Here is a 16,001-nt window from a genome sequence, read left to right on the forward strand (position 1 = left end):
GTTGGCTCTAAAGCCGAAGGCTGGACGCACGATGCATCCAGCCTTTTGCTTTGCGCCCCATCGCCCTAAGTACCAAATCGTGGGGCCTACGATGGTGGCGGTTGAATCTTCCCACGATATGGCATCTAGGCAGGCAAGCCGGCGAAAAATGCCGCTGCAGCCAATTCCGCAGAGGATAATCGGCGGCAGGCCGGGCCTAGTCCCACGGCTCAATTGGATTGCCCTGCCATACGGAGTTGGCGGGCACGCGGTCGCCGCGCATGACGAGCGAGCCGGGGCCGACGGTGCCGGCGTCGCCAAGCAGCGATGCTGGCAGTGCGACCGAGTGGGCAGCAAGGGTCGCGCCGTCTTCGATGGTGACGGTATCCAAGCTCATAACGCGGTCCTGGAAGAGGTGGGTCTGCACCACGGTGCCGGGGCCCACGGAAGCGCCCTTGCCCACGTAACAGAGATCCGTCTCCGGGAACCAGTAGGAATCGATCCAGGCGCCCGCGCCGATCTTTACGCCCAGCGCGCGCAGGCCGAGATTGATCTCCCCAGTGCCCAGCGTGTGCTGGAAGAACCACGGCGCCGCGACGGCCTCAACGAAGGTGTCCTGCAGCTCGTTGAGCCACACGAACGCGGACCACAGTGGGTGGTCGGCCGCGCGGTGCTTGCCCACGCAGATCCACTTCACGGCCACGGTGATAGCCATGCTGACCGCGCCAATTGCCATAAGCAGCAGTCCAGAGACAGCCCAGGCAAGGCCCACACCGTAGTTATCCACGAGCACGTACATGGTGGCTAACGTTGCTGCCAGCAGCATCGCCGAGGTCATCGGCGCGAGCAGGCGCATGGTCTCAACGAGACCGCGGGCCGCCTTCACTCCGAAGCCAGGGTTATAGGTCAGGGACTCGCCCTGTACGCCCTCAACGCTGGCCTCCACGCGGCGCATGCGCTCCGGCGGCGAACCCCACCAGTTCGAGCCCGACTTGGACTTCTTCGGCGTCGAGGAGAGCACCGCAACCAGCGAGTTCTTACCTAGCTTGCGGCCCGGGCCCGTGATGCCGGAGTTGCCCACGAAGGAGCGCTTGCCCACCTTGGTCTCACCCGTGAGCATCCAGCCGCCGCCCAGCTCGTAGCCGCCGATCATCGTGTCGTCGGCTAGGAAGGCGCCGTCCTTGATGTCCGTCAGCTTCGGAATCATCACTGCTGTGGAAATCTCCACGTCTTTGCCGATCTTCGCGCCCAGCGAGCGCAGCCACGTCGGGGTTAGCTGCGAGGCGTAGAGCGGGAAGAGCGTCGTGCGGGCTTCGTCCATGAGACGCTCAACGGACCACAGGCGCCAGCCGGCAGCAGACCGTACCGGAGCCACGCCAGGCTTGAGGCCGATGGACAGAATCCGCACGCCCAGCCAGGTCTGCGCCATGAAGCAGGCGAATGCCGCCAGTGCGCCTAGCGGCGCGAAGAAGATCGAGCCGATGAAGTCGTTGCCCGCGGTCATGCTAAGGCCTGCGACAACGACGGCCGCGCCCACAGCGAGAGCTACCACCGGCTGGATGGCCAGCAGGATCGACGTTGCGCCGTAGAACGCAACCCACCACGGGCGGCGCTTCGGCGGCTCGGCGGGGAAGCGGTGCTTGGAGCGGCCTACCTTCTTGGCAGGCGAACCGGACCAGCGCTGACCGTCCTTGATCTTCTTTCGAGCCGTGACCGTGGAGCCGGCCTCCACGTGGGCGTACTTGCCCACATTGGTGCCCGGCAGCAGGGTAGATCGCGCACCAACGCGCGCGCCTTCGCCAATGTTGATGGCGCCAACGTGCAGTACGTCGCCGTCGAGCCAGTAGCCAGAAAGATCCACTTCCGGCTCGATAGCCGCGTGGTCACCCAACTTGAGCAGGCCCGTCACCGGGGGAAGAGAGTGCAGGTCAACGCCGCGGCCAATCTTCACGCCGAGTAGGCGCGCGTAGTTGTTCACCCACGTCGCGCCCGCAATCGAGCGCGAGCCCGAGGCATCAGCCCAGCGCTCCGCGGCCCAAATGCGCAGGTGCGCCGAGCCTCCGCGCGGGTAGTCGCCCGGCTTGATTCCCGCAGTGATAAGGCGCGCGCCGATGCCGCCTATCGGGATGCGGCCAATCGGAGTCGCAAAGAGCACCACCATGACGGCAACCAGCCACCACGGGGTAGTCAGCGCCCAATCCGCACCGAGCGCGTTCGCCACATTCGAGCCAAGCAGCAGCCAGGTCAGCCACGAAGTCGCAGCCAAGGTCATCACCGGAATCTGGATGAGCGTCTGCACCACGCGCGTGCCCATGCCCACCTTGCGCATCGTGCGTTTGGGCGCAGCCGAAGGCCGCTCCTCGACGCCGCCGATGTGCTCGGCCAGCGAGCCTAGGCGCGGGTGGTCGTAGAGGTCACGCACCGCCACGGTGGGGTAGCGCTCACGGATGCGGCCTACCAACGTCGCCGCGGCCAGGGAGGTACCGCCCAGGGCGAAGAAGTCCGCGTTCTCATCCGAGACGGAAACGCCCAGCGTTTCCACCCACAGTTGCGCCAGCCACTGCTCGGTCTGGGTAAGGCCCGCGGCCTCCACACCAACGCCTGGAAGTGGCCACGGCAGGGCTTTCTTATCCACCTTGCCTGAGGTGCGCACCGGCAGCTCTTCCATCACGCAGATGCGCGGGACAAGTGCAGCCGGCATGGTCTCGGCCAGACGCTCGTGCGCGGTTTTTTCGTCAAAGCCCTTCGCCTCATCCTCCAAGGAAACGTAGCCCACCAGCACGGACTCGCCGCCCGGCGTCTTCTGCACTGCCACCGCGGAGTTATAGACGTTCGGCAGGGCCGCCACGTTGGCTTCGACCTCGCCGAGCTCGATGCGCCGGCCGCCAATCTTGACCTGATCATCGATACGACCCACGAAATACAGGCCGTCTTCCTCCAGACGGACGTGGTCGCCCGTGCGGTACGCGCGCTCCCACGCCATAGAGTCCAGCGGCGCGTACTTTTCCGCATCCTTTGCCGGATCCAAGTAGCGAGCCAAGCCGACGCCGCCGATAACCAGCTCGCCGACTTCGCCCACGCTCACCGGGAAGCCTTGCTTATCCACGACCACCAAGTCCCAGCCGTTCAAAGGCAAGCCGATGGAAACCGGCTGGCCCGGCACCATGCGCTGGGCACAAGCGACGACCGTCGCCTCCGTCGGGCCGTATGTATTCCACATCTCACGCTCGTCTGTTGCCAGGCGGTCTACCAGCTCCTGGGAACAGGCCTCGCCGCCGACGATGAGCAGGCGGATATTGTCCAGCGCCTCTGCCGGCCACAGGCCCGCCAAGGTCGGCACCGTGGAAACAACCGTGATGTCGCGGCGGATGAGCCACGGGCCTAGGTCCATGCCGGAGCGCACCAAAGAGCGTGGCGCCGGCACCAGGCAGGCACCGTGGCCCCAGGCCAGCCACATCTCCTCACAAGAAGCGTCGAATGCCACTGACAGCCCGGCTAGCACACGGTCGTCGGGGCCCAGCGGGCCATGTGGGTGATCGACCAAAAACAGTGCGGCCTCGGCATCCACGAAAGCGGCCGCGGAGCGGTGGGTGACGGCCACGCCCTTCGGCTTGCCCGTGGAACCGGAGGTAAAGATGATCCACGCGGTGTCATCCGGCGTCGGTGCACCCTGGTGGGCGTCCTTTCCTACGCGCTCAGCTGAACGCAGCGATCGGAAGCCCTCATCCGTAAACAGGCCATCGATGTCGGCCTCGCCAAAGACCATCTCGGCGCGCTCGTCGGGATCGTCTGCGTCGACCGGCACATAGGCCGCGCCCGCAGCCAAGGTGGCCAGAATCGCGAGATAGAGCTCTCGCTTGCCGGAGGTCATGCGGATGCCGATGCGGTCGCCGCGGCAGACGCCGTTGGCCTGCAGCTCGGCGGCCCATGCCTGGACATCGGTGATGAGCTCTGAGTAGGTGAGCACCTCGCCGTCGTCAAGCGCGGCGGCGTCCGGGTTTAGCTCTGCAGTGGTTTGCACGATGTCCCACAGTGTGCGCTCGCGCGGCGCGCGATCCCGCAACAGGTATTGCTCCGGAACATGCACGAAGCCCGCGCCGGGCTGCCGGGAATCTAAAAGGTCTTCGGGCAGCGCGTGGCGCCCGGTACTAGCGTCCTCTTCCGCCATTTAAGCATCACCCTCGCTTGAAGACATGATGGCGCGGGCCAGCTTGCGCAGGTGCTTGAGCTGCTTGGAGGTGGACTCGTCGAGGGCTTCGTCCTCGGCTGCGGCGACGAGCTCCGCGAGCTCCTTGTGGGCCTTCACGCCTTTCTTGGTGGAAGCCACGATCTGACGGCGGCGATCCTTCGGGTCGCGCTCGCGCTTGGCCCAGTTGCGCTCCTCCAGGGAATCGATGAGGCGCACCATGTCGGAGGCGTCGATCGCGAGGGTCTCGGAGAGCGCGGACTGGGAAGCAACGTCACCATCGACGAGGCAGGTAAGTACCCAGTACTCGCGGATGGTGGTCTGCCGGGTGCTGAGCGCTTGCTCGACGCCGTCGCGGGTGCGGCGGCGGAGGCGCTCCAGCTGGAAGGAAGGAGACTCTAGGAGCGCGGTAGGGATGGAAATAGAATTCAATGAAGGCATGCCGATGATCCTAACGCGCCTACGGCGGAACACCTAAATTATGGGTTATGGCCCATTAGTTTTACGCCGAGGCTAGCTTCTGAACAATGAGGGTGTTAAGGGATACGCCCTCTCGCTCCGCTTCAATGGTGAGGCTCCGGTGGAGCGATTGAGGGATGCGAAGGTTGAACTTTCCGGAAAAGCTGCGTTGGCCAAAAGGTTCTGGGGCTTGCTCATTGTTGCGTTGCATATCTTCTAGAGTTTCTTCGACGATGCTGCGCAGCTCGGACTCAGCGGTAGCTGCAGTGGAGTCGAGCCATGACAAGGAGGGGAACTCTAGGACTGTGGCAACGAATTCTCCATCCTCTTCGGACCACGCGGTTTGGTAGGTGTATTTGTCTGCGAGGTTCATGGTCTGCTCCTAGAAATAGAAGTCGCACTCAAGTTGCAGCTCAGAGAAGCGAACATTATTCCGAGAAGTCCGCATCTTGATGAGGATCTTTTCTATCTTTGAAACCACACAGTAGTGGTACCGTAAATGGTACCACTACTGTGTGGGGTAAACCATGGGACAACCTTGGGCCTTCCAACCATCCGTTCCGCCCTCGACGTTGATGACGTCCCAGCCCTTGGTGTGCTCCAAGTACTGGCATACCTGCATGCTGCGCCCGCCAAGGTGGCAGATGACGTAGACATCGCGGTCCGAGTCAATCTCGTCGAGGCGCTCGACAAGTTCGCCCATCGGAATGTGCGTGGCGCCTTGAGCATGCTCGGTGTTCCACTCGTGGTCCTCGCGGACGTCGATAAGCTGGGCGTTCTCAGGTACTTCTTGTGGCGTTACGTTTCTCATGCCCCATACCCTAGTCACGCGGAGGGCCTAGTGTTGCTACTCCACTCGTCGCGTCCATGGAAGAGCTTCAAACTCTGCGCGGTCTCCGTTCACAAACCGCTCAAGGAGGGACAAGGCTTCGTCGATGTCCTCAAGGAGCATCTGGAAGCTTTCCTCCTCACCGTTGTTGTGGCCCCATTCGACGAGGTAGCGCGCTGCTCCTGTTTCTGCGGGCTCCACACGGTCGACCTGGCAGTAGTCGCCAGGGACCAGCCGGTCATGGACCACTGCCCAAGTGCCGACCTCCGAGAGGCCCTCGTCCCGGACGGCGTTAAGAAGCCTGTCGTCAAAGATGTACGGGTTTCGGCCAGTAAGGGTGCCGCTGAGCACGAAGCGCTCTTCTTCGCTCACATCTGCGGGCGTGTGGCTGCGCTCCCAATTCACCTTGTCAACCATCTGCGCCGGACCGTAGGTGAACTCAACAATCATCTCCAACGCGTAGGGGAGAGGGATATCGGGAATTGTGTAAAGGCCGCTGTCGGGGGCGGCCAGGTTCACTTGAAATCCCCCATCCTGCTGCTGCACTTCGAGGGCGTAGCGCTCCTGAAAGTCCACATTCCGCCCGGACATGACCTTAAGCCTCCAGCCCGGGAACAGACGCAGCGCCGCTTCCGTTACTGCCGACGGCGTAGTGGTCTCCCAACTATTGACGTAGCGATTCCCGGATAGCAGCGTCAACGTGCACTTCTCTGCATTGGGCAAAGCCCGCCCCGACGGGTTGTACAGCGCCATGGTGTCATCCACCACCAGGGAGACGCCGTAGTTCGAGGCCACGTGGGTTAGCCGCTCTAGGGTGACCGCCGTGACCTCGGCGGGGATGAGCAACCGGGTGAGGGCGTGGGGCTCGACGTGTTCCTCGGCAAGCAGGATTTCATTTCCCAGCTTGGCGTTTACCGCAGAAATGAACTGCTGTATCCGGGGGCTGGGCTCGTCATTGTGGTCAGCGCGGATGCGGTGCATCATGCAGAGCGATGCTTCAGTCCACTGCTCCTCGCGCTCAGGCAGCTCCATGGCAGTGACCGTGGTGTACGGTGCCGGATCGGAGACCGACGAGGCGGGGAAAATCTCAAAGAAGGTCTCTCCGTTCCCATTGAGATAGTGTTCCGCTACCGCGATGGCCTCGTCTGCGATGTCGAACGTTTGCACGTTCTCGGTGCCCAGGTGATCGTAGGCCTTCGCCGCCCACTGTCCCTGTGCATTCCGTCCGTACGCCAGCGACATCGTGGGCCAGGCGTGCAGGTGGACCATCACGCCCACAGGAAGCTCCTTCACCGCGTCCAGCCGGCGCCACGGAAGCTCGTGGCGGAACCCGGCGTCAAGGAAGTTCTTCTGCGGGCGCTGGGCCAACGGCTCCCAGTCGAGCTCCGCAATCAGCGGGTTATGGTCACTAAAGGATAGGAGGAGTTCCCGGGCCTCCTCGTAGGTGCCAACAGTAAGACTGCGGAATACTGGCGCAGCATCTGCGGCGGGAAGGCTGGTCCACACCATCTCACAGCGCCCGTTTGCTAGCAGGCGCATGGACATGTCCACCCCGTAGCCGTAGGAGTCCGAGCCGTGGTTGATGACCTGCACCCAGGTCTGCTCGCCGACGGGAAGGCGAAGCGCATCCTCGAACGCGCGGTCCACCGTTTCCCTGCTGACCTGCCGCCACACCGTGCCCATGGAGTTGGTCATCGATGCGAGCCCGTCGCTACTGATGTCGATGCCCGTCGCGTTGACCAAGATGTCCGTGGTCCCGAGGAAGACCACGAGGCCGTGCAGGTAAGCCAACTTGGTGAGCCGGTCCTGCAGCTCCAGGTTGCCCGATTCCACCGTTACCGTAATGGCCGAATGCGCCGGGAATTCCTGACCGAAGATTTCCGTCAGTGCCGCCGCAACCTCCTCCATCTTCGGGTCGAAGGTCCGAAAGGCCTCCAGCCCCTGGCTCTGAAGCGAGTTCAACAGGAAATCATGATCCGAGATCATGTCGGCGTCGACGTGCACGAAGTTGAGCTGCAGCTCCATAGCGGTGGGTTCCTTCCGAGGTTGGGGTGCGGTTGTAGTTCTGAGACTGAAAGCGATCGTAGGCGACCTGGGTCACATCTGCCTGAGCGGCTGCTGGGAGTGCGCTGGAACAGGACAATCAACGGAACCCGTGAAGGATGGATGTCGCCCAAGCCAATGCGCCAACGTATGAGATTTTGGGCATGTACTTTGGGCTGCATAGGAATCCTGTGTTTCGGCCTTCTCTTCATAGCGAAAGCGGGTGTTCCACCACTTTTTCACTACTCATTTACGTTGAAGGGGAAACTTTTAAATGGAAGATCTGACGGCAATGCGTTTAGAGCGTCGCCAAGACACACTTGAAATAGATGGCATCACTATTGAATGCGCTATCGATGTGTGCCTCGAGCCTCACAGCGAATATATTGTGAACCTCGAATTTGCAGTACGCCAAGGAACTGCACCCACTGCAATGAGACTTAGGACCTATAGCGCTGAGTTCGTACTCTCTGATAATGAGACAGAAAACAGCATTCGCCTTACTGACGGTGTTAGCAATTGCTCAAGCTTTCGCCTTCGCACCGGACAGAAAGATGGCAAGCTAAGTGTTTTCAACGAGTACCTTCATAGTTATTGGGAAGGTGTCGAACCCGCCTACGAGTACATGACTGATGATGCTGGGATTGTTATCACCAAGAGGGAAGGTGACACCATTCACTTTGCCTGCAATAACCGCAGTCCACGGGAGCAGCTAGCGTTTGAGGACGTCACGGGGAGGCTTACGGTTACGAAAGTTGGTTCAGCGGAAGATCATTCCATCGCCCCTGCAGAGGATGGATCGCCAATTCAACAATATTGCTTCATCGACAGCGGCGATGAAGTAATCGATGAAAAGAAGCTCGTTGATATTGCTACTGCGCTGTCGGGCACGGTCTCCCCGACTAGCGAAGCGGTCACCACTTTAATTGGCAGGCTTGAAGGGCTTAACTACACCATTATTTCTTCCGCTGACAATGCCGTCACCATCGAAGTGGACATCTCGAATGAGGACACCACCGAATTCGCTATGGTCGATGAGGCCCGACTATGGAATCTCAACCTTGTGAAGGTTCGCTCTCGCATTCTGCTGAATCGGAGCACAAACCGGCCAGAAAGTTAGGCCCCGACTGCTCAGAATTGGGATGCTAAGAACTGCGTGACTCGTCGTGTTGAAGAACGAATTGTGGCGGAGAGCACGCAGGTGTAAGCCACGGATTTGGCTGTGGCACGTGGCGCGTCGGTTCGTGTGAGGAGTCGATGTCGTTCACGGTAAATAGCGCCGGAAAATGGCGGGTTTTCGTGCTCTATTTACCGTGAGCGTAGAGAATGACCCGCCAGCGGTGCGCGGAGATGCCCTTGCTGGACTCGCCGTGGGGATGAACCGAGGATCTCGCGCGGGGTAAGCCTGCCCAGGCCGCTGCACCCGAAGCTCATCTACGTTCCTGCGGTTGCGGGCTTTTTGGGGGCACTTTATTGTGAGCAGCACGGGGGAGGGGCTTTTAATCGGAGGGGACTACATGGAGAAAATTGTTGGCCGCGCTGGGCCACTAGCTGCAGCCAAGGGGGAAGCAATAAAGATTACGCGGGGGCTTTACCTGCCTAACGAACCAACGCCGTTGGAATTGGCGAAGGTAGTCAGTGAGCACTGGCCGGACTGCGCACTGGATGGCTATTCCGCGGGGATGATTTTCCTCGGGCGAAAGCCAGGGTTTCCGTTGCAGCTCATTCGTGAGAAGGGCCTGGAAAACACGCGCTACTTCGTATGCCGCCGTGCGCGGCCGAAGGGTGTCTTTCCCTACGACGGCATCAATGTATGCAATCCGCTGCAGGCAGTAGAGGCCATGGAGGAGAAGCACGCGGTGACGTTTCTGGAGAAGTACCTTGCTGGCGGTGATGTGGAAAGCAGATTGAGGCTGCTTGCCATGGACTTTCGGCGGTTTCCGAAGCACACCCAGCGCGTGCTGGACAAGGCCATCATCGGGGCGGATAGCGTCCCAGAGAAATCGTTGACTCGTGCGTTGGAGCCCTTCTTTAAGGTGCGCAATAACGTCAAAATTGGGCCCTACCGCTGGGATCTTTTGTTGGAGGACAACAAGATTGCCATCGAGGTTGACGGTTACGCCTACCACCGGGGAGAGAACCGGCGGCAGTTCGAGCTTGACCGTCAGAAACTCAATGACGTTGTGCATCGGGGGTATACGCCTCTGCACTTCACTGCGACCACGATTGAGCACCATATCGACGAGGTGGTGGAGCAGGTGCGCGGGGTCGCGGGAGGGAACAGACGCTATTTAGACCCGCCGTGGATGTGGCACCGGATGTTCGTGTGAGGAGACGATGTCGTTCACGGTAAATAGCGCCGGAAAACGGCGAGTTTTCGCGCGCTATTTACCGTGAGCGTCGTGCAGGCGGCCCGCGGCGATGGCTGTGAGGCGCATGGGGTCAAAGTGACGCGCTGGCCCCGCGCTGGCCGGCGCGTTTTAACGGTGCGCGGAGAGGTACTCCAGAATCGCCTTGACGCGGCGGTTGTCCTCGCCGGGGTCCAGCCGCAGCTTGGTAAAGATATTAGAGACGTGCTTGGCCACCGCGGCGGAAGAAAGGACGAGCTCGGCGGCGATGTCCTTGTTGGACTTGCCGCGGGACATGAGTTCGAGCACCTCGCGCTCGCGCGGGGTGAGCTCACCCAAGCCGCTGCGCCCGGAGCTCATTAAAGCCTGAGCCACGGTGGGGTCGATGACGGTGCCGCCCTGGGCCACCACGTCCAGGCTGGAGAGGAAGTCCCGCACTTCGGAGACGCGGTCTTTCAGAAGGTAGCCGGTGCCGGCATCGGGGGAGTCGAAGAGCTCCACCGCGTATGCGGGGGCCACATATTGGGAGAGCACCATGACGGGCAGGCCCGGGTATGCGTTTCTTAAGTTCACGGCGGCTTTCAAGCCGTCGTCGCCCATGCCCGGCGGCATGCGCACGTCCGTGATGACGATGTCCGGAAGCTCATCGCGCAGCTTGTCCACCACCGCCTCAAGCGCCGGGGCGGAGTCCGCCTGGCCCACAATTAAATGCCCGCGGCGCTCCAACAGGCCGGCGAGGCCCTCGCGCAGAATGGCGGAGTCATCCGCCACGACGATTCTCAAACTCATTGGTGAACTCCTGACTGTCCGCGATCGAGAAGAAGGGGAATCGAGCACGTCAGCCTCGTCGGCCCGCCCGGGGGAGAGCTCAGCGTCATCTCTCCGCCGAAAGCGACGAGGCGCTCGGCCATCCCCGCTAAGCCGTGACCTTGTAAAACCTGTGCGCCACCCGGCCCCTCATCCACCACGGTGATTTTCAAGGAGGCATCCGCGGTCACTAAAACGGAGACCGGCGCGCCGGGCGCGTGCTTCGCTGCGTTGGTTAAAGCCTCCGTGCCGAAGAAGTAGCCGCAGGCCAACACGGAAGCGGATAGCTTGGGCAAAGGATGCGGGGCGAAGACGCTGACGTGGGGGCCGTGGGAAGAAGCAGCGTCGGCAAGCGCGGCCACCAAACCATGATCCTGCAGGACCTGGGGGTGGATGCCGTGCACCGTGGCGCGCAAGGACTTGAGGCCGCGGTCCACGTCCTGCTTGGCCGCGGTGAGGAGCTCGGCGAGGTCTGCGGGGGCGTCGAGAAGAGCCTCCCCCAACTTCATGCTCGCGGACACGAGGTATTGCTGCGCGCCGTCGTGCAGGTCGCGTTCGATGCGTGCGCGCTCCACCTCATAGGCATCCGCGATGGCGCGGCGCGAGGCCGTGAGCTGCGCAATCTTCTGAGCCTGCTGCTGCTCATGGTTGGTGGGCTGGGGCTTTCTTCCGAACACGGCTTTCAGCATAATGGGCGACGGTCCCGGCGGGGGTAGTGCTGGCGCTACCGTAAAGAGCAACGCTAGGACTGTTCTTTATGAGGGCCCGAGACGGTGGAATGAGAGACATGGCACAGACACTTTCCCTGACAGACATCACCAAGGATTTCGGCGGCGGCCCGGTGCTCGCCGGAATCTCCCTCGATATCGAACCAGGCGAGCTCGTGGCGGTCATGGGGCCGTCCGGCTCCGGCAAGTCCACGCTGCTGCATTGCATGTCCGGCGTGCTTACCCCCACGCACGGCAGCGTGCGCTACGGGGATGAGGAGCTCTCCGCGCTTGGCGACGGCCCCCGCTCCCGCCTCCGCCTGCGCAACTTCGGCTTCGTCTTCCAGGATGGTCAGCTCCTGCCGGAGCTGAGCAACGTGGACAACGTGGCGCTGCCCGCCATGCTCAACGGAGTATCGCGTGGGGCTGCCCGCAAGCGCGCGATGGAGTTGTTGGACCAGCTGGGGCTGGGTGGTCTGGCGGAGCGCCGCCCGGCACAGGTTTCTGGCGGTCAGGCGCAGCGCGTGACCATTGCGCGTGCGTTGGTGGCGAACCCGGGCGTCGTTTTCGCCGATGAGCCGACCGGTGCGCTGGATCAGTCCACGGGCCACGAGGTCATGCAGATGCTGACCACCATCGTGCGCCAGTCCGGCGCCAGCCTGGTCATGGTCACGCACGACCCGAAGGTGGCCGACTGGATGCAGCGCCGCGTGGAGATTCGCGATGGCATCATCCACGATGACCGCCGCCTCGAGGTGATTCGATGAACACCGCGACTTTGGGCTTTGACCTGCAACGCGAATCCATTCGTGCGCGCTCCGGAACAGGAATTGTTTCCTTACTGGCCATTGTGAGCCTGACCATTGGTTCCGCCATCGCCTTCCTGGTTGCGGGTGGCACGTGGATGTTCTGGCAACGCGCCCAGCACGTCGAGGACGCCGCCCCGGCTCTCAAGGAGGCCTTCGGCAACGAGATGGAGGCCTTCCTTTACCCGTGGTTTGCCTTGGCCCTGTTGGCCTGCGCGTTCATCCTCCCCGCGCTGTTTAACCTGACCGCGCAGGCAGCCGTCCTCGGTGCTTCAGGCCGAGAGCAGCGCCTGGCCACCCTGCGTCTGTTGGGATTGAGCTCCCGCCAGGTGGAGCGCATGGCCATCGTGGAGACGGGCCTCCAGGCGGTGATCGGCATCGTGCTCGGCGGGCTGATCAGCCTGCTCATCGCGCCGGTCTTCACCCAGCTGGACTTCCAGATGCGCTCGATTTCTTTGCCTGAGATTCTGCTACCCTGGTGGGGTTATCTGGCCGTGGCCGGTGTGCTTTTTCTGCTGGCCATCGGCGCAGCACTCGTCGGCATGCGCCGGGTGCGGGTAAGCCCGCTGGGCGTGGCTAAGCGCCAGATGCCCGCGGCTTACCGCTGGTGGCGCGCCATCGTCTTCCTTGTCATCGTGGCGGTCGGCGGGGCTTTCCTCTCCGGCAAGGCGGGCCCGCCCACCGCTATGGTCATCGTGGTCATGTTCGGCATGCTGATGAGCATCAACCTCATCGCTCCTTTCATCCTGCAGCTTGGCGCGCACATCTTGTCCCTCTTCCCGGGTACCGCGCACTTCGTGGCCTGCCAGCGCGTGGCGGGTAATGCGCGCCCCGCGTGGCGGCGGAGTGCTGCCATCGGCTTCTTCGGTTACTTGGCGGGATTCCTCGTTGCCGCGCCCCTAGGCGCAGACGCTTTGGCCCTAGTTCTGAAGGAAGACCCGGGGATGAACGTGGTGTTCAAGGACATCTCCACTGGTGTTCCATTAACCCTCATTTTCGGATTCACGCTGACCACCATGTCCATCATCCTGGGACAGGTCTCCGGCATTTTTGAGGACAAGGAGCTCATCCGCTCCCTGGATCTCATGGGCGTGCCGCGCGGCTTCCAGTTCCGCTCCGGCGCCCTGACGATCATGGGGCCGGTGGTGGGCTTGAGTTTCTTCGGCTTCCTCTTCGGTGGCGGTATCGCCTCGCTGATGTTCTTCTCCAGCGTCGATTCAAGCGACGTCGACGTCGTCGCGCGTCTGCTCATGGCCTTCAGCTTCCTCGCGGTGGGCTGGCTCGTCACACTCCTCGCCGTTGTCCTTGTCGAACCGTTGCGCGGCTACGTGCTGCGCACGGGAGGTCGAAAAGAATGAAAACGGTACTGAGAATCTTTGGTGGACTCTTTCTGGTTGCCTTCATCGCCGTGCTCGCGGCCGTGTATTTCTTCGGCCCTTCCTACGGCGGGGCGCTGCTGGGCAAGCCCTACTTCCTCTTTAACGCCAGCGAGAAGCGCATCAACACCGCGATGGTGGATACTGCAGCAATCACCGGAATCTATGGCGAGAGCGAAGAATTCCAGCGCGCCCGCGAGGCTTTCAAAAAGGACCCCACGAACGCCGAACTCCTCGATGCCGCCATCGATGCCGCCGGCGGCAAGCACTCCAAGGTCTTTAACACCGAGAAGGAAAAGGCCATCGACAACGCCGAGCCCTCGGTTTCCTTCGAGGACGGCATCCTGCGCGCCACCGTCCCGTCTATCGGCCGCCACGATGATGGCCAGGCCTATGCCGATACCTTGGCTCAAGGCCTGACTGCCCACCCGGAGGCCTGTGCCGCCGTGGTGGATCTGCGTGGCAACGACGGCGGCGATATGGGCCCGATGTACGCGGGCTTAAGCCCCCTGCTGCCGGATGGCACCGCGCTCTCCTTCGTCAGCCGCATGGGCACATCTGACGTGGTCATCGACGGCAATTCCGTCACCGGCGGCGGCACGCCCACCACCACGTCGGGCGGCAAACTTGAGGTTCCCGTCGCCGTGATTGCCGACGACGAAACCGCCTCCTCCGCCGAAGCCACCCTCCTGGCCTTCCGCGGGCTGGACAACGTGCGCACCTTCGGCGAGCCGACCGCCGGCTACGCCTCCGCGAACGTGGTTCTGGATTACCCGGACGGCCGCTCGCTCATGCTCACCACGGCCAAGGACAAGGCGCGCACCGGCGAGGAATTCGCCGAGGACCCCATCGCCCCCGATGCCCCGGAATCCGAGCTCGATTCTTGGCTCGCTTCCCGCTGTGGCTCCTAAGCACGTTGCGGCTTCCTAGCCGCAACGCTCGCCTTCCCACCGCCAGTAGTGGTGCCACTTCCACGGCGGAGGAACGAACTCGCCCCGCCGTTTGATGACCGCGAGGACCTGGTGCACAGCGACGTCAAGGTGGTGCTCAATCGTGGCGGCGGTGAAGTGGAGGGGCAGGTAGCCGCGCTGGATGGCGTCGTTAAGCTTCTGGCGGTCGATTTCGAAGCGCTGCCGGTTCTCGCCTTTGTGATACGCATAGCCGTCCACCTCGATGGCAACCTTGTGTTCCTCTAGCACCAAGTCCCAGCGGTAGGGCCCAACCCGCACGTTGTTGCGGACTTTGACGTGGGGTTCAAGGCCCCGGGTGAGGTCGCGCTCCGGCTTGCTATCCGCCCCGACGATGGCCTTCTCCAACACCTCACGCGTGTGCTTGGGCAGGCGGCGAAAGTCCAGCTGCTCGGTCTCGATGCGCGAGCGCCCGTGTGGCCCAGCGAAGAAGGCCTCGATGAAGGCCACGCCATCCTCCTGCGCCATGGCCTCAATGCATTACAGCGGGCTGCACACGTTTACCCCGTTCATACTGCCCAGCGCCTTGGGCCGTGCCCGCCGGCTGCGGAAATACGTGCTTGATGCCATCGTTCCTGCACGCAGGAAGTGAAGCGGAAAAGTCAGTTCTTGGCCAAGATACTGCTGAGCGGCGGAATAGCCGTCTAAAGCTGAGTCCGGCCAGCGCCGCGAGACGACTTCAGCGAGCTCGCGCGGCGTTGGCACCGCAGATAAATACAGACCGCGGCAAATCTTGATTGCCTGCCCCTTAGCAGCGCGGCGAGTCCCCGCGCGTCCCTCGAAAATTTCCATGTGCCCCCGACGAGTACGTTTCTAACAAATAAGCCCCCAGAAACCGCTGTTTTCGGCCCCCTATTTGATCGAATCGTACGTCACGAACGAGGAGTTGTCGCGGTGACAAAGAAAAAGGACGTTTCGATCAACTAAGGCCTCTCAAACCCTCGGATTTTGAGCCCTATTTGATCGAAACGTCCCTAGAAACGTGAATTACTTGAAGCGAGCGATAGCCTCTTCGAGGATCTTCTCCGCCTCAGCCTTGTCGCCCCAGCCAGAGCCGGTAACTTCCTTGTTCGGCTCCAAGTCCTTGTAGTGGACGAAGAAGTGCTCGATCTCGTCCTTGATGGAATCCTCAACATCGTTGATGTCCTGGTAGCGCTCCCAGCGAGGATCATCGATGACGCAAAGCAGCTTGTCGTCGCCGCCGGCCTCGTCGGTCATCTTGAAGACGCCGAGGACGCGAGCCTCAACAACAACGCCCGGGAAAACTGGCTCCGGCAGGATAACGAGAGCGTCGAGCGGATCACCGTCCTCACCCAGGGTGTGGTCGATGAAACCGTAATCAGCCGGGTATGCCATCGGGGTGAACAGGTAGCGGTCGAGGTGAACCTTGCCGGTCTCGTGGTCAACCTCGTACTTGTTGCGGGAGCCCTTTGGGATCTCGATGGTTACTTCAACGCTCACTGCGTATTCCTCCATACAAATTGTGGGTACTG

At 62.0% G+C, this 16,001-nt stretch carries 15 protein-coding genes; 5 read left to right on the forward strand and 10 right to left on the reverse strand.

Annotated elements, in window-relative coordinates:
• Positions 1–196: 196 nt before the first annotated feature.
• From HMPREF2935_RS01595 to HMPREF2935_RS01615, 5 genes are all read right to left on the reverse strand, one after another.
• Entirely contained in the window at positions 197–4,147 is a 3,951-nt protein-coding gene (locus tag HMPREF2935_RS01595) for a Pls/PosA family non-ribosomal peptide synthetase (protein ID WP_070731701.1), read from the reverse strand.
• Positions 4,148–4,606: a MarR family winged helix-turn-helix transcriptional regulator gene (locus HMPREF2935_RS01600; RefSeq protein ID WP_062037089.1), complete on the reverse strand. Its 459-nt coding sequence runs from the start codon at positions 4,604–4,606 to the stop codon at positions 4,148–4,150.
• Between the two features lie 61 nt (positions 4,607–4,667).
• Positions 4,668–4,997 (reverse strand): type II toxin-antitoxin system HicB family antitoxin, encoded by a 330-nt coding sequence (locus tag HMPREF2935_RS01605; protein ID WP_062037092.1) that lies wholly within the window; start codon positions 4,995–4,997, stop codon positions 4,668–4,670.
• Positions 4,998–5,132: 135 nt separating this feature from the next.
• Positions 5,133–5,435, reverse strand: coding sequence for a rhodanese-like domain-containing protein (locus HMPREF2935_RS01610; RefSeq protein ID WP_070497955.1), 303 nt, complete (start codon positions 5,433–5,435; stop codon positions 5,133–5,135).
• A gap of 36 nt (positions 5,436–5,471) precedes the next feature.
• Entirely contained in the window at positions 5,472–7,478 is a 2,007-nt protein-coding gene (locus HMPREF2935_RS01615; protein ID WP_070731702.1) for a hypothetical protein, read from the reverse strand.
• Positions 7,479–7,770: 292 nt separating this feature from the next.
• On the opposite strand from HMPREF2935_RS01615, the gene HMPREF2935_RS01620 reads away from it, so the two are divergent.
• Together HMPREF2935_RS01620 and HMPREF2935_RS01625 are read left to right on the forward strand one after the other, a co-directional pair.
• Positions 7,771–8,616, forward strand: coding sequence for a hypothetical protein (locus HMPREF2935_RS01620; RefSeq protein WP_070731703.1), 846 nt, complete (start codon positions 7,771–7,773; stop codon positions 8,614–8,616).
• 397 nt (positions 8,617–9,013) lie between these two features.
• Entirely contained in the window at positions 9,014–9,826 is an 813-nt protein-coding gene (locus tag HMPREF2935_RS01625) for an endonuclease domain-containing protein (protein WP_070731754.1), read from the forward strand.
• A 150-nt stretch (positions 9,827–9,976) separates the two neighbouring features.
• Here the strand turns inward: HMPREF2935_RS01625 and HMPREF2935_RS01630 are convergent, their stop codons facing one another.
• Positions 9,977–10,633 carry a LuxR C-terminal-related transcriptional regulator gene (locus HMPREF2935_RS01630; protein WP_070731704.1) on the reverse strand — a complete coding sequence of 219 codons (657 nt, stop codon included), beginning with the start codon at positions 10,631–10,633 and terminating at the stop codon, positions 9,977–9,979.
• A complete protein-coding gene (locus HMPREF2935_RS01635; RefSeq protein ID WP_070731705.1) occupies positions 10,630–11,340 on the reverse strand; it encodes a sensor histidine kinase in 711 nt (236 codons plus the stop codon). Before HMPREF2935_RS01635 ends, HMPREF2935_RS01630 begins: the two co-directional genes overlap by 4 nt.
• Before the next feature lie 98 nt (positions 11,341–11,438).
• Between HMPREF2935_RS01635 and HMPREF2935_RS01640 the strand changes: the two genes are divergently transcribed.
• Genes HMPREF2935_RS01640 through HMPREF2935_RS01650 form a run of 3 tightly spaced genes read left to right on the forward strand, consistent with a single transcriptional unit; the run spans position 11,439 to position 14,451 of the window.
• A complete protein-coding gene (locus HMPREF2935_RS01640; protein WP_070731706.1) occupies positions 11,439–12,125 on the forward strand; it encodes an ABC transporter ATP-binding protein in 687 nt (228 codons plus the stop codon).
• Positions 12,122–13,522: an FtsX-like permease family protein gene (locus HMPREF2935_RS01645; protein ID WP_070731707.1), complete on the forward strand. Its 1,401-nt coding sequence runs from the start codon at positions 12,122–12,124 to the stop codon at positions 13,520–13,522. The genes HMPREF2935_RS01640 and HMPREF2935_RS01645 overlap by 4 nt, the downstream gene beginning before the upstream one ends.
• Positions 13,519–14,451 carry a S41 family peptidase gene (locus HMPREF2935_RS01650; protein WP_070731708.1) on the forward strand — a complete coding sequence of 311 codons (933 nt, stop codon included), beginning with the start codon at positions 13,519–13,521 and terminating at the stop codon, positions 14,449–14,451. Before HMPREF2935_RS01645 ends, HMPREF2935_RS01650 begins: the two co-directional genes overlap by 4 nt.
• A gap of 15 nt (positions 14,452–14,466) precedes the next feature.
• Here the strand turns inward: HMPREF2935_RS01650 and HMPREF2935_RS13400 are convergent, their stop codons facing one another.
• The 3 genes from HMPREF2935_RS13400 to HMPREF2935_RS01660 all read right to left on the reverse strand — a co-directional run bounded on the left by HMPREF2935_RS13400 (position 14,467) and on the right by HMPREF2935_RS01660 (position 15,969).
• Positions 14,467–14,976: a DUF559 domain-containing protein gene (locus HMPREF2935_RS13400; RefSeq protein ID WP_235591242.1), complete on the reverse strand. Its 510-nt coding sequence runs from the start codon at positions 14,974–14,976 to the stop codon at positions 14,467–14,469.
• A 12-nt stretch (positions 14,977–14,988) separates the two neighbouring features.
• Positions 14,989–15,300 carry a hypothetical protein gene (locus HMPREF2935_RS13405; RefSeq protein ID WP_235591243.1) on the reverse strand — a complete coding sequence of 104 codons (312 nt, stop codon included), beginning with the start codon at positions 15,298–15,300 and terminating at the stop codon, positions 14,989–14,991.
• 195 nt (positions 15,301–15,495) lie between these two features.
• The gene (locus tag HMPREF2935_RS01660; protein WP_062037114.1) at positions 15,496–15,969 is read right to left on the reverse strand and encodes an inorganic diphosphatase; all 474 of its coding nucleotides are present in this window, start codon (positions 15,967–15,969) and stop codon (positions 15,496–15,498) included.
• Between the last annotated feature and the right edge of the window lie 32 nt (positions 15,970–16,001).

It is taken from the genome of Corynebacterium sp. HMSC076D02 (genome assembly GCF_001813815.1).
Classification (GTDB): domain Bacteria; phylum Actinomycetota; class Actinomycetes; order Mycobacteriales; family Mycobacteriaceae; genus Corynebacterium; species Corynebacterium simulans.

Excerpts from the sequence above, each read along its gene's own strand:
- HMPREF2935_RS01595 (WP_070731701.1), bottom strand. The coding sequence starts at position 4,147 with ATGGCGGAAGAGGACGCTAGTACCGGGCGCCACGCGCTGCCCGAAGAC.
- HMPREF2935_RS01600 (WP_062037089.1), bottom strand. The coding sequence starts at position 4,606 with ATGCCTTCATTGAATTCTATTTCCATCCCTACCGCGCTCCTAGAGTCT.
- HMPREF2935_RS01605 (WP_062037092.1), bottom strand. The coding sequence starts at position 4,997 with ATGAACCTCGCAGACAAATACACCTACCAAACCGCGTGGTCCGAAGAG.
- HMPREF2935_RS01610 (WP_070497955.1), bottom strand. The coding sequence starts at position 5,435 with ATGAGAAACGTAACGCCACAAGAAGTACCTGAGAACGCCCAGCTTATC.
- HMPREF2935_RS01615 (WP_070731702.1), bottom strand. The coding sequence starts at position 7,478 with ATGGAGCTGCAGCTCAACTTCGTGCACGTCGACGCCGACATGATCTCG.
- HMPREF2935_RS01620 (WP_070731703.1), top strand. The coding sequence starts at position 7,771 with ATGGAAGATCTGACGGCAATGCGTTTAGAGCGTCGCCAAGACACACTT.
- HMPREF2935_RS01625 (WP_070731754.1), top strand. The coding sequence starts at position 9,014 with ATGGAGAAAATTGTTGGCCGCGCTGGGCCACTAGCTGCAGCCAAGGGG.
- HMPREF2935_RS01630 (WP_070731704.1), bottom strand. The coding sequence starts at position 10,633 with ATGAGTTTGAGAATCGTCGTGGCGGATGACTCCGCCATTCTGCGCGAG.
- HMPREF2935_RS01635 (WP_070731705.1), bottom strand. The coding sequence starts at position 11,340 with ATGCTGAAAGCCGTGTTCGGAAGAAAGCCCCAGCCCACCAACCATGAG.
- HMPREF2935_RS01640 (WP_070731706.1), top strand. The coding sequence starts at position 11,439 with ATGGCACAGACACTTTCCCTGACAGACATCACCAAGGATTTCGGCGGC.
- HMPREF2935_RS01645 (WP_070731707.1), top strand. The coding sequence starts at position 12,122 with ATGAACACCGCGACTTTGGGCTTTGACCTGCAACGCGAATCCATTCGT.
- HMPREF2935_RS01650 (WP_070731708.1), top strand. The coding sequence starts at position 13,519 with ATGAAAACGGTACTGAGAATCTTTGGTGGACTCTTTCTGGTTGCCTTC.
- HMPREF2935_RS13400 (WP_235591242.1), bottom strand. The coding sequence starts at position 14,976 with ATGGCGCAGGAGGATGGCGTGGCCTTCATCGAGGCCTTCTTCGCTGGG.
- HMPREF2935_RS13405 (WP_235591243.1), bottom strand. The coding sequence starts at position 15,300 with ATGGAAATTTTCGAGGGACGCGCGGGGACTCGCCGCGCTGCTAAGGGG.